Origin of the sequence: Pseudomonas sp. BN417 (assembly GCF_029871205.1) — a bacterium.
GTDB lineage: Bacteria > Pseudomonadota > Gammaproteobacteria > Pseudomonadales > Pseudomonadaceae > Metapseudomonas.
Window position 1 is genome coordinate 134,817 of the sequence record NZ_SSOJ01000140.1, and the last position, 12,643, is coordinate 147,459.

The 12,643-nt window shown below is 67.3% G+C and carries 11 protein-coding genes; 1 reads left to right on the top strand and 10 read right to left on the bottom strand.

The genetic code is table 11. The features are described from left to right. Nucleotides 1-19 precede the first annotated feature (19 nt). Complete coding sequence (locus tag E8F11_RS19840) at nucleotides 20-880, top strand: MurR/RpiR family transcriptional regulator (protein WP_280290582.1); 861 nt, start codon at nucleotides 20-22, stop codon at nucleotides 878-880. A gap of 76 nt (nucleotides 881-956) precedes the next feature. Here E8F11_RS19840 and E8F11_RS19845 read toward each other — a convergent pair whose 3' ends face one another. The 10 genes from E8F11_RS19845 to edd form a co-directional block, all read right to left on the bottom strand. Then, nucleotides 957-1,781, bottom strand: coding sequence for a D-hexose-6-phosphate mutarotase (locus E8F11_RS19845; RefSeq protein WP_280290584.1), 825 nt, complete (start codon nucleotides 1,779-1,781; stop codon nucleotides 957-959). A gap of 90 nt (nucleotides 1,782-1,871) precedes the next feature. Next, the gene (locus tag E8F11_RS19850; protein ID WP_280290585.1) at nucleotides 1,872-3,005 is read right to left on the bottom strand and encodes a carbohydrate porin; all 1,134 of its coding nucleotides are present in this window, start codon (nucleotides 3,003-3,005) and stop codon (nucleotides 1,872-1,874) included. A gap of 217 nt (nucleotides 3,006-3,222) precedes the next feature. Further along, nucleotides 3,223-4,371 carry a sn-glycerol-3-phosphate ABC transporter ATP-binding protein UgpC gene (ugpC, locus tag E8F11_RS19855; protein ID WP_280290572.1) on the bottom strand — a complete coding sequence of 383 codons (1,149 nt, stop codon included), beginning with the start codon at nucleotides 4,369-4,371 and terminating at the stop codon, nucleotides 3,223-3,225. Between the two features lie 11 nt (nucleotides 4,372-4,382). After that, complete coding sequence (locus tag E8F11_RS19860) at nucleotides 4,383-5,228, bottom strand: carbohydrate ABC transporter permease (protein WP_280290573.1); 846 nt, start codon at nucleotides 5,226-5,228, stop codon at nucleotides 4,383-4,385. Continuing rightward, nucleotides 5,221-6,129, bottom strand: a complete 909-nt coding sequence (locus tag E8F11_RS19865) for a sugar ABC transporter permease (protein WP_280290574.1) — start codon at nucleotides 6,127-6,129, stop codon at nucleotides 5,221-5,223. The genes E8F11_RS19860 and E8F11_RS19865 overlap by 8 nt, the downstream gene beginning before the upstream one ends. 131 nt (nucleotides 6,130-6,260) lie before the next feature. Then, complete coding sequence (locus E8F11_RS19870) at nucleotides 6,261-7,514, bottom strand: ABC transporter substrate-binding protein (RefSeq protein WP_280290575.1); 1,254 nt, start codon at nucleotides 7,512-7,514, stop codon at nucleotides 6,261-6,263. Between the two features lie 198 nt (nucleotides 7,515-7,712). Further along, the gene (locus E8F11_RS19875; protein ID WP_280290586.1) at nucleotides 7,713-9,131 is read right to left on the bottom strand and encodes an ATP-binding protein; all 1,419 of its coding nucleotides are present in this window, start codon (nucleotides 9,129-9,131) and stop codon (nucleotides 7,713-7,715) included. Between the two features lie 13 nt (nucleotides 9,132-9,144). Then, a complete protein-coding gene (locus tag E8F11_RS19880; protein WP_280290576.1) occupies nucleotides 9,145-9,876 on the bottom strand; it encodes a response regulator in 732 nt (243 codons plus the stop codon). Between the two features lie 113 nt (nucleotides 9,877-9,989). Further along, complete coding sequence (locus tag E8F11_RS19885; protein ID WP_280290577.1) at nucleotides 9,990-10,946, bottom strand: glucokinase; 957 nt, start codon at nucleotides 10,944-10,946, stop codon at nucleotides 9,990-9,992. Further along, nucleotides 10,943-12,643: phosphogluconate dehydratase (gene edd, locus E8F11_RS19890; RefSeq protein WP_280288448.1), on the bottom strand; the 1,701-nt coding region annotated here is incomplete at its 5' end. The genes edd and E8F11_RS19885, both read right to left, overlap by 4 nt.

Sequence of the window (12,643 nt, forward strand, 5' to 3'; positions counted from 1 at the left end):
AGGAACCCAAATGGACCGCGTGCACAACCTGCTGGAACAGATCCAGAACCGCCTCGACGAGCTCAACAAGGCCGAACGCAAGGTCGCCGAAGTGATACTGCGCGACCCGCAACAGGCCACCCGCTACAGCATCGCCGCACTGGCCCAGGCGGCGCAGGTCAGCGAACCGACGGTGAATCGCTTCTGCCGCTCCTTCGGCGTCAACGGCTATCCGGAACTGAAGATGCAGCTGGCCCAGAGCCTGGCCAGCGGCGCCGCCTACGTGAGCCAGGCGGTTGCGGCCGACGACGGTCCCGAGGCCTACACGCGGAAGATCTTCGGCAGCGCCATCGCCTCGCTGGACAGCGCCCTGCAAAGCCTCGACCCGCAACTGATCAGCCGCGCCGTGGACCTGATGATCCAGGCCCGGCAGATCCACTTCTTCGGCCTCGGCGCCTCGGCCTCGGTGGCCCTCGACGCCCAGCACAAGTTCTTCCGCTTCAACCTCGCCGTCTCCGCCCACTCCGATGTGCTGATGCAGCGCATGCTGGCCTCGGTGGCCCACACGGGCGACCTCTTCGTGATCATTTCCTACACCGGCCGCACCCGCGAACTGGTGGAAGTGGCACGCCTGGCGCGGCAGAACGGCGCCTCCGTACTCGGCCTCACCGCCGCCAACTCGCCGCTGGCCAAGGCCAGCACCCTGAGCTTGGACATCCCCCTGCCGGAAGACACTGACATCTACATGCCGATGACTTCGCGCATCATCCAGCTCACCGTGCTCGACGTGCTCGCCACCGGCATGACCCTGCGCCGCGGCGTGGACTTCCAGCCGCACCTGCGCAGGATCAAGGAAAGCCTCAACGCCAGCCGGTATCCGAGTGACGAAGAGCCTTCCTGAGGCAACCCTCTCCCCCGGCCCCTCTCCCTTCAGGGAGAGGGTTGGGGAGAGGGCAACGGAGACCAGCCCCCACGGCTCATCCCACCCACGCCTCCAGGCTCAACCTCGCGTCCTCCCCCGCTACCAGGGTCACACTGTCCTCGCCGCAGGCCGCGCCCTGCACGGATAAGAAACCCAAGCCCTCCGCCCAGCTCACCTCACAGAGCGGCCGGCTACCGGGGTGCCAGACCACAGTGTTGGCATTGCCGCCGCCATCGATGCAGATGCGCCTTTGCCAGCCCGGGTCCTGGATGCGCACCCGGCCACCCTGGCGGAACACCTTGTGGCAACCGTCGCTGATGCGCAGCTCGCCGTCCTGCCGACACGGCTCGCGGCTCAGCAGGTCGCGGCCCTCGGCGCCCGCCAGTCCCAGCAGTCCGACCCGAGCCACATCGCTGACCCGCCAGTAGGCGTGCAACCCATGACTGAGGACGCAGGGCTCGCTGTCGCGGTGGCGGGTGGTGAGTTGCAGGCTCATGCGCTCGCCCAGTTCCGCCTCCAGCTCCACCTGCCAGTCGTGCAGGTCGAGACGCCAGCTGAGATGCACCCCGTCGCCATCCACCTCCTTGCAGGTCAGCCGCCAATCGGAGAGGCGCGCCCAGCCGTGGTGGGGCCAACCGCCCTCCATGGGGTGGCGGCCGAACCAGGGCCAGCACACCGGCACGCCACCACGAATGGCGCCGATCCGCGGCCAGCGCGCCGCGCACCAGAGCAGCGGACGCTCGCCGCGCGGCTGGAAGTGCAGCAACTGCCCGCCCTGGCGGCTGAACACCGCCTGGCAGCGCGGGTGCTCCACCAGCAGCAGCTCCCGCCCCTGCTGCTCGCTCCAGCGGAACGGCTGCCCGGCCGCCGGTCGCAACAAGTCGGCGAAGGGATGGTCCGCGCCCTCCCCCGCCTTCACCCGTTGCACCCGGGCAGGGCGTGGCTCACCGGCGCTCACCAAGGCTCCGCATCACTTCCACCAGTACTCCAGCTGCACGCCGAAGTTGGAGCCGTGCAGGGCATCGCCGAAGGCGCCGGTATCGGACAGCGCCGAGCCGGCCGCCAGTTCGCTGGCCGCGCGCCGGGCCGCTTCGTTCCAACTGGCGTAGGTGTAGTAGAGGCGGATTTCCGGGCGCTCCCAGAAGCCGGGGCCGGCTGGCGACCAGGAGGGGGCGATGGTGAACTTGGTCAGCTTGCGGGTGCCGCCGGGGGCCTCCACCTGGTCGCGCCCCAGTTCGGTGACCAGCTTGAAGTGCTCGGTGATGGCGTAGCTCGGGCGCACGCCCACCGACAGCCAGTTCTGGTCATCGCCGTCCGGACGTGTGTCCTTCTGGTAGACGATCTCGAACTGGCCACCGAAGCGGGGCGTCACCTGCCAGTCGAAGAACTCCACCACGCGCCAGCTCTTGTTGGCGTTGTCCAGGGTCGGGTCGCCGGTGTAGCCCAGGGCGGTGCCCGGGCCACGACCGTATTGCAGGGCGAAGGTATTCACCCCGCCGAGGAATGCCTGCTGCTTGTGCTGCGCGGCCACCGCCCAGCCGCTGTGGGCGTCGGTGCTGTCGGGCTTGTCGATGTAGCTGACACCCAGTTCGACCTCGCCGCCGGGATTGGTCTGGAAGCCGCCGACGTTGAAGTCGTGGCGGTTGATGTAGGGGTCCTGGTCGTAGTTGTCCTTGCGCGAGAACACGTAGCTGTACTTGAGGTCGCCGATGGCCACTTCGTCGAAACCGAAGCCGGTGGCGCTCTGGTTCCAGTAGTAGTAGTCGGAGATGTGGATGTCGTTGCGCTTGTAGAACCGGCGACCGGCCCAGAAGGAGCCCCCATTCAGCGCCGGCATGTTGCTCCACTCGGCGTACATCTGGTTCATCCGCGCGAAGCCGTGGTCGCCGGTGAATTCGGGGGTATGGCCGTATTCGTTGTAGAGCTGCGCCATGCCCTCGACGCTGATCACCGAGCCGTCGTCGAGCCTGGCGAGGTCCTGGCGCAGGTCCAGCTCGATGTACTGCTCGCACTCGTTGCCCAGGCGGTACTTGGATTGCGCCCCCGGCAGCTGGAAGCAGGATTGCGTGCCGCCCTCGCTGGAGCCGCCGGCGCCGCTACGCATGTAGCCGGTGAACTCCACCGCTTGCGCCACCCCGGATACCGCGAAAAGCGCGCAGGGCAGTACCCACAAACCTTTGAAAGTCGTGCTCATGTCCACTCCAGATTTTTATTGTTGTGTTTCGATGGATCGCCGTGCCGGAACCTCCCGGCTCTGGTAGCCCGGATGCAATCCGGGAAGGCCGTGCCAGCCGCCCCCGGATTTCATCCGGGCTACAGATTCAACGCCCCTTCAGCTGCGCGACCCTGGCCGGCCGCTCGGGGTTGCTCGCCCTTTCCAGGCCGCCCAGGCGCTCGCCGCTTTGCGCGTCGAACAGCAGCACCTTGTCCAGGGCGAACTGCAGGTCGAGGATCTCGCCCGCCCGCGGCGCGGCATCTGGCGCCAGGCGTACGCAGACCTTGGTCTGGTTGATCTCGACGAAGGCCAGGGTGTCCGGCCCGGTGGGTTCGAGCACCTGCACCTCGGCGCGGATGCCTGCCGCGGCGCCGCCGACCTGGATCTGTTCCGGGCGGATGCCGAGGATCAGCTCGCGCCCCTCCAGTTCGCTGTCGGCCTCGCCCAGGGGCAGTTCGCAATGGCCGTCGGCGCTGTCCAGCAGGCCCACCAGGCGACCCTCGCGGCGCTGCAGGCGCAGGGGTATGAAGTTCATCGGCGGCGAGCCCATGAAGCCGGCGACGAAGAGGTTGGCCGGGTCGTTGTAGATCTCTCGCGGGGTGCCGAACTGCTGGATGATGCCGTCCTTCATCACCGCCACCTTGTCGCCCAGGGTCATGGCCTCGATCTGGTCGTGGGTCACGTAGACGGTGGTGGTCTTCAGCCGCTGGTGCATCAGCTTGATCTCGGTGCGCATCTCCACCCGCAGCTTGGCGTCAAGGTTTGACAGTGGTTCGTCGAACAGGTAGATCTTCGGCCGCCGCGCCAGGGCCCGGCCCATGGCCACGCGCTGTTGCTGGCCACCGGAAAGCTGGCCGGGCTTGCGCTCCAGCAGGTGCTCGATCTGCAGCAGCTTGGCCACGCGGGCGACTTCGGCGTCGATCTCGGTGGCGGGCAGCTTGCGGATCTTCAGGCCGAAGGCGATGTTCTCGCGCACGCTCATGGTCGGGTACAGGGCGTAGGACTGGAACACCATGGCGATGTCCCGGTCCTTGGGGCTCATGCCGCTGATGTCGGCGTCGTCCACCAGGATCGCCCCGCCGCTGATGCTCTCCAGCCCGGCGATGCAGTTCATCAGGGTGGATTTGCCGCAGCCGGAGGGCCCAACCAGGATCAGGAACTCACCGGAGTCGATGGACAGCTCGATGTTCTTCAGGGTGTCCGCCAGGCCGCTGCCGTAGGACTTGTTGACGTTGCGCAGTTCGAGGGTAGCCATGGGTGCGACTCCTAGCCTTTGACGGCGCCGGCAGTCAGCCCGCGCAGGAAGTATTTGCCGGCCAGCACGTAGACCAGCAGGGTGGGCAGGCCGGCGATCATCGCGGCGGCCATGTCGACGTTGTATTCCTTGGCCCCGGTGCTGGTGTTCACCAGGTTGTTCAGGGCTACGGTGATGGGCTGGCTGTCGCCGCTGGCGAACACCACGCCGAAGAGGAAGTCGTTCCAGATCTGGGTGAACTGCCAGATCAGGCAGACCATGATGGTTGGCACCGACATGGGCAGCAGGATGCGCCCGAAGATGGTGAAGAACCCCGCTCCGTCCAGCCGCGCCGCGCTCACCAGGGCGTTCGGGATGCTCACGTAGAAGTTGCGGAAGAACAGCGTGGTGAAGGCCAGGCCGTAGACCACGTGGACCAGCACCAGGCCGCCGGTGGTGTTGGCCAGGCCGAACTGGCCGAGGGTGAAGGACGCCGGCAACAGCACCACCTGGAACGGCAGGAAGCAGCCGAACAGCAGCAGGCCGAAGAACAGCTGCGAGCCACGGAAGCGCCACATGGACAGCACATAGCCGTTCAGCGCACCGAGCAGGGTGGAGATGATCACCGCCGGCACGGTGATCTTCACCGAGTTCCAGAAGTAGCCACCGACGCCGGCCCAGGCCTTGGCCCAGCCCACCAGGGTGAACGCATCCGGGATCGACAGCAGGTTGCCGCTGCGGATGTCGTCCGGGGTCTTGAAGCTGGTCAGCAGCATCACCACCAGCGGCACCAGGTAGACGGCGCAGGCCAGGATCAGCGTGCTGTAGATGGCCAGGCGGCTGAAGCTGAACACGGGTTTTCCGGCCAGGCTAGTCATGGCGCTTGTTCCTCAATTCGGAGTACAGGTAGGGCACCAGGATCGCCAGTACCGCACCGAGCATGAGCATCGCGCTGGCGGCGCCGAGGCCCATCTGGCCGCGGGTGAAGGTGTGGGCGTACATGAACATCGCCGGCAGGTCGGAGGCGTAGCCGGGGCCGCCGGCGGTCATCGCCGCCACCATGTCGAAGCTCTTGATGGCGATGTGGGCAAGGATCATCAGCGCGCTGAAGAACACCGGGCGCAGGCTCGGCAGCACGATGCGCAGGTAGATGGCCGGCAGGCTGGCGCCATCCACCTGGGCGGCGCGGATGATCGACTGGTCCACCCCGCGCAGGCCGGCGAGGAACAGCGCCATGACGAAGCCCGAGGACTGCCACACGGCGGCGATCACCAGGCAGTAGACGACCCGGTCCGGGTCCACCAGCCAGTCCAGGCGAAAGCCCTCCCAGCCCCAGTCGCGCAGCAGCTTGTCCAGGCCCAGCCCCGGGTTGAGCAACCACTTCCAGGCAGTGCCGGTGACGATCATCGACAGGGCCATGGGGTAGAGGTAGACGGTGCGGATGAAGCCCTCGCGGCGAATGCGCTGGTCCAGCAGCACCGCGAGGAACACCCCGAGCACCAGGCTGATGGCGATGAACAGCCCGCCGTAGACCAGCAGGTTGTGGCTGGCCACCCACCAGCGGTCGTTGTCCAGCAGGCGCTGGTACTGCTGCAGCCCCACCCACTTGTAGCTGGGCATGAAGCGCGAGTTGGTAAAGGACAGCAGGAAGGTCCAGAGGATGTAGCCGTAGAAACCGACCAGCACGATGAGCACACTGGGCGCCAGCACCACCTTGGGTAGCCAGCGTTGCAGCGCGTCCAGCGGTGAGGCTTTGGCGAAGACTGCGGTTGAAGACATGTATGACTCCTCGCAACGAAAGAGCTAAGGCACGGAAATCGAGGCGCGACAGATCCCGAGATGCACGCCTGGGGGCATGCACCGCTAGGAAAAGTCGGGGATTGGGGCCGCCGCTCAGACGACCCGACCGCTTACTGCACCGCTTCTATCGCGGCGGCCAGTTGCTGCGCGGCCTTCTTCGGGTCGGCGGCGGGGTCGTTGAAGAAGTTGGTCACCACGTCGAACACCGCACCCTGCACGTAGCTGGAAGCGGCCATGCCGTGGGCCAGGCTGGGCTGCAGGCCATCGCCGGCCGCGGCCTCCTTGAAGTCCTTCATGGACTGCTGGGCGCAGGCATCGAAGCTGCTCATGTCCTGGTCCAGGCGGACCGGGATGGAGCCCTTGTTCCGGTTGAAGAACTGCTGGAACTGCGGTTCGAGGATGGTGCGCGCCAGGTCGTTTTGCGCCTTGATGTTCGCCTCATCGCTGAGCTTGAACATGGCCAGGGAATCGATGTTGTAGGCGAAGCTGCCCTGGGTGCCGGGGAATGGCAGGCACTGGTAGTCCGCGCCCGCCATCAGGCCTGCGGCGCTCCACTCGCTCTTGGCCCAGTCGCCCATGATCTGCATGCCAGCCTTGCCGCTGATGACCAGGCCGGTGGCGCTGTTCCAGTCGCGGCCGGCGGCGTCGGGGTCGACGTAGCCGCGCAACTTTTTCAGGGCGGCGAAGACCTCGACCATCTTGTCGCTGGTGAGGGTGGCCTTGTCCTGCTCGACGAAGGCCTTGTGGTAGCCCTGGGGCCCGAGGATGCTGATCACCAGGTCCTCGAACACGGTGCCGTCCTGCCAGGGCTGGCCGCCGTGGGCGAGCGGAATGAAGCCGGCCGCCTTGAGCTTGTCGGCGGCGGCGAAGAATTCGTCGAGGGTGGTCGGCGGCGTGGCGCCGGCTTTCTGGAACACCTGCGGGTTGATCCACAGCCAGTTGACCCGGTGCACGTTGACCGGCACGGCCACGTAGTGACCGTCGTACTTCATGATGTCCGCCACCTGCCGGGGCAGCAGCGAGTCCCACTTGCCCTCAGCGGAGACCTCGTCCAGTTCGGCGAGCAGGCCCAGCTCGCCCCACTCCTGGATATCCGGCCCCTTGATCTGCGCGGCCGAGGGCGGGTTGCCGGACACGGCGCGAGTCTTCAGCACGGTCATGGCAGCCTCGCCACCACCACCGGCGACAGCGAAGTCCTTCCAGCTGTGGCCTTTTTCTTCGACGAGTTTCTGCAGGGTATCGGCGGCGCGCTTCTCGCCACCGGAAGTCCACCAGTGCAGGACCTCCACTTCGCCGGCGAGGGCGGACAAGGGAAACAGCGAGGCGAGGGATACGACAGCGGCCAGGCGGGAAATGGCATTCATGGATGGGACACCTTTTTGTTTTTATGGCTGTGCAAGTCGGTGCTTGCGCTTGCCTGCAGTCTAACCACGGCGCTCAAGCCCGCGGGTAACAAAGGGATAGCGGATGGTCACGGGGTGGTTACAAAACTCCGCGCCCGGGAAAACACCCTCTCCCCATCCCTCTCCCTTCAGGGAGAGGGATGGGGAGAGGGCAGCGAGCTACCCCGCCTGCCGCGGCAACCATAAGGTCACCCGCAACCCACCCTCACGCAGGTTCCTCAGGCTCAATTCCCCACCATGGCTGTGCGCCAGATTGCGCGCGATGCCCAGGCCCAGGCCGTAACCCTGCTGGTGTCCGGCCAGGCGGAAGTGCGGCTCGAACACCTGCTCCAGCCGCTGTTCGGGCACGCCGGGACCTTCGTCATCCACATGCAGGACGAAGGCGTCGCTGCTGTCTTCGATCTGCAGGTGCGCGCGTTCGCCGTACTTCAGCGCGTTGTCCACCAGGTTGCCGATGCAGCGGCGCAGGGCCAGCGGCTTGCCGGGGTAGCAGGAAAGCGCCTCACCCTCCAGGGTCACCTGGCCGGTACCGAGGTAGGGCTCCACCAGGCCGTGCAGCAGGTGGTTGAGGTCCACCTGTTCGATGTTCTCGTGGATGTCGGTGTCCTTCACGCACTGCAAGGCGCCCTTGACCAGCAGCTCCAACTCGTCCAGGTCTCGACTGAACTTGGTCTGCAGCACTTCGTCATCCAGCAGTTCCACTCGCAGGCGCAGGCGGGTGATGGGCGTGCGCAGGTCATGGGAGATGGCGCTGAACAACTGGCTGCGTTCGCTGAGGTAGCGGCTGATGCGCTCACGCATGCTGTTGAAGGCGCGGCTCACCTCCACCACTTCGCTGCCGCCGGCTTCAGGCAGCGGCTCCACCTCGGCACCCAGGGACATCTCCCGCGCCGCCGTGGCCAGGCGCTTCAGCGGCCGGCTCTGCCAGTGCACCAGCAAGCCGATGAACAACAGCAGGAAGCTGCTGGTCAGGACGATGAACCACAGCTGTTGGGCAGGCAGGCCCTGGTCTTCCAGGCTGGCATAGGGCTCCGGCATCAGCGAGGCGAGGTAGAGCCATTCGCTGGGACCGATCTGGATCTGCGTCACCAGCACCGGGGGATTCACCGGCTCCAGGGTCAGGGCGTAATGGGCCCAGGAGCGCGGCAGCTCGTCGAGCTTCAGGCCACTGTTGAAGATGCGCAGTTCGTCCGGGCTGACGAAGTGCAGGGACAGGTCCACCCGCTTGCCCAGGCGCTCGCGCAGCACCGCATCCACCTCGTCCAGCACCGCGCGCTTGCGCGGCGTTTCCGGTAACACCCGCATGTCCAGCGGCTTGTCATTGAGGGAGACGAAGAATCGCGTGCCGCCCATGCTGCGCAGCTGATCCAGCACCATCGGGCGGTAGCCGAGCGGCAGCGAGCGGATGTAACTGACGCTCGCAGCCATGGATTGGGCCAGGCTGCGGGCGCTGGTCAGCAGGCCTTCCATCTGGCTCGCGCGCAGTTGCGACAGCCAGATGACGCTGGACAGCGCCTGGGCCAGCAGCACCACCAACAGGGTGAGAAAGAGCATGCGCCCGAGCAGCGAGCGCGGCATCAGCCGCAGGCGGCTAGGCATGGCTGTGCGGCGTGACCTGGGCCGCCAGCAGGTAGCCCGCACCGCGCACGGTGCGGATCAACCGCGGCGCCTTGCCGGTGTCGCGCAGGCGTTGACGCAGGCGGCTCACGGCCATGTCGACGATGCGCTCCAGCGGCATTACCTCGCGGCCGCGGGTGGCGTTGGCGATGGTGTCGCGGTCGAGGATCTGCTGCGGGTGGTCGAGGAAGAGTTTCAGCAGGGCGAAGTCGGCGCCGGAAAGGATCACCTCTTCGCCGTCGAGGTGGAACAGACGGTGGCTGATCATGTCCAGGCGCCAATCGTCGAAGGCCAGCACCTCCACCACGGCGCGCTCCTGGCCGAAGCCGACGCGGCGCAGCAGGGCCTTGATCCGCGCCAGCAGTTCGCGGGGGCTGAAGGGCTTGCCCAGGTAGTCGTCGGCGCCCAGCTCGAGGCCGATCACCCGGTCCGCTTCGTCTGAGCTGGCGGTGAGCATGATGATGGGCACCTGGGCCAGGCGCTGGTGGGCGCGCACCCAGCGGCACAGGCTGAAGCCGTCTTCGTCTGGCAGCATCACATCGAGTATCACCAGGTCCGCCGCCTCTTCACCCAAGGCGCGGCGAAAGCCCTGGCCATCGGCGACGCTGCGCACCTGGAAGCCGGCGCGGCTCAGGTAGGTTTCGAGCAGTTCGCGAATTTCCTGGTCGTCATCCACCAGGAGAATGGATCTTCCGGATTGGCTCACAGTGGCCGTCCTTTGTTGTTATCAAGTCACTCGATGTCGAGCCTTGTAGGATGGGTGGAGCGAAGCGATACCCATCGCTCCGCATCGATGGGTATCGCGGAGCTCCACCCATCCTACGGACCGTGCTGTTCCAGGGCCACGCCCGCCCCTTCCAGGCCGGGATATTCGGCCGTCACCAGCCACACCGGAATGCCCTCGAAGTAGCCGCTCATGCAGCCCTTGCTGGCGAAGGCGCGGGAGAAGCCGCTGTTCTTGAAGAAGGCGGCGAAGCGCGGCACCACGCCGCCGACTATATACACACCGCCACGGCCGCCAAGGGTCAGCACATTGTTGCCGGCCACCCGGCCGAGCCAGCTGCAGAACAGCTCCAGCACCTCCTCGGCCAGCGGGTCTCCGGCCAGTGCAGCGGCGCTCACCTCGGCCGGAGAGGCCAGGCGCGGCGCCTGGCCGTCCACGGCGCAGACGGCGCGATAGAGCTGCAGCAGACCATTGCCGCTGAGCACGTTCTCGGCGCTGACATGGCCGAGTTGGCCGTGCAGCTGCTGCCAGAGGGTCGCCTCGCGCAGATTGCCGATGGGCAGGTCGACATGCCCGCCCTCCCCCGGCAAGGCCTTCCAGCGGCCATCATCCAGGGGCAGCAGGGTACCGACGCCAAGTCCCGTGCCCGGCCCTATCACCACCGCCGGACTACCCGGTTCGGCGATGCCGGGGCAGATCTGCAGGCGCTCATGGTCCTTCAGGCGGGTCATCCCCAGGGCCATGGCGGTGAAGTCGTTGACCAGCAACAGCTCGTCCACCTTGAGGGTGCGGCAGAAGGACGAGCGGCTGAGGCGCCAGTGGTTGTTGGTGAAGCGGAAATGCTCGCCGCTCACGGGCCCGGCCACCGCCAGGCACGCGGCACTCAGTCTGCCGACGGCAAGGCCGAGACCGGCCAGGTAATGGCTGATGGCCTGTTCCGGCCCGGCGAAGTCGGCGGTGGCCAGCACCCGCACCGACTCCAGCTTTTCGTCACGCCAGAGGGCGAAACGCGCATTGGTGCCCCCGATATCTCCGACCAGCGCCAGCTTCACTTCAAGCTCTCCAGGTTGCGGGTGAAGGCACTGGCGCCCTGCTCCGCCGTGCTGAAGGCCTCGCGCATGAAGGCGAACAGCTCGCGGCCGGTGCCGACATTGGGCTCCAGGTCCCAGCGCGCCGGCTCGCGGGCGGCGAACTCGGCGGCGTCCACCAACAGTTCCAGGGTCCCGGCCTGGCCGTCGACGCGGAGCAGGTCGCCATCGCGCACCCGCGCCAGCGGACCGCCGTCGAAGGCTTCCGGGCAGACGTGGATCGCCGCCGGGATCTTGCCCGAGGCGCCGGACATGCGCCCGTCGGTGACCAGCGCCACCCGGTAGCCTCGGTCCTGCAGCACGCCGAGGTAGGGGGTCAACTTGTGCAGCTCGGGCATGCCGTTGCTGCGTGGGCCCTGGAAGCGCATCACCGCCACCAGGTCGCGGTCCAGCTCGCCGGCCTGGAAGGCCTCGGCCAGCGCCTGCTGGTCGTGGAACACCCGCACCGGCGCTTCCACCACCTGGTGTTCGGGCGCCACCGCGGAGACCTTCATCACCCCGCGGCCGAGGTTGCCGACCATCACCCGCAGCCCGCCCTCCGCCGAGAAGGGGTTCGCCACCGGGCGCAGGATGCTCGCGTCCAAGCTCTGGCCGGCACCCTCGCGCCAGACCAGCTGGCCGTCGGCGAGGAACGGCTCCTGGGTGTAGCGGCGCAGGCCGCGGCCCATCACGGTGTTGACCTCCTCATGGAGCAAGCCGGCGTCGAGCAGCTCGCGCACCAGGAAGGCCACCCCGCCGGCGGCGTGGAAGTGGTTGATGTCGGCCTGGCCGTTGGGATAGACGTGGGCCAGGGTCGGCACCACCTCGGACAGCTCGGCCATGTCCTGCCAGGTCAGCTGGACGCCGGCGGCCTGGGCGATCGCCGGCAGGTGCAGGGTGTGGTTGGTCGAGCCGCCGGTGGCGTGCAGGGCCACCACCGCGTTGATCAGCACGCGCTCGTCGACGAGCTCGCCGAGCGGCAGGAACTGCCCGCTCTGTTTGGTCAGGCGGGTGACCTGGCGCGCGGTCGCCACGGTCAGCGCCTCGCGCAGCGGGGTATTCGGGTTGACGAAGGAGGCGCCCGGCAGGTGCAGGCCCATGATCTCCATGAGCATCTGGTTGGTGTTGGCGGTGCCGTAGAAGGTGCAGGTGCCGGGGCTGTGGTAGGCCGCCATCTCCGACGCCAGCAGCTCGTCGCGGCTGGCCTTGCCCTCGGCGTAGCGCTGGCGCACCTCGGCCTTGTCCTTGTTCGACAGCCCGGAGGGCATCGGCCCGGCGGGGACGAAGATCGACGGCAGGTGGCCGAAGCGCAGCGCGCCCATCAGCAGGCCGGGAACGATCTTGTCGCAGATGCCGAGGAACAGCGCCGCATCGAACATGTTGTGCGACAGCGCCACCGCGGTGGACAGCGCGATCACCTCGCGGCTGGCGATGCCCAGCTCCATGCCCGGCTCGCCCTGGGTGACGCCGTCGCACATGGCCGGCACGCCGCCGGCCACCTGGCCCACCGAGCCAATCTCGCGCAGGGCCTGGCGAAGCTTCTCCGGGTAGTCCTCGTAGGGCTGGTGCGCCGAGAGCATGTCGTTGTAGGCGGTGACGATGGCCACGTTGGCCGAGTCCAGCAGGCGCAGGCGCTGCTTGTCGCCGCCGCCGCAGCCGGCGACCCCGTGGGCGAAGTTGGC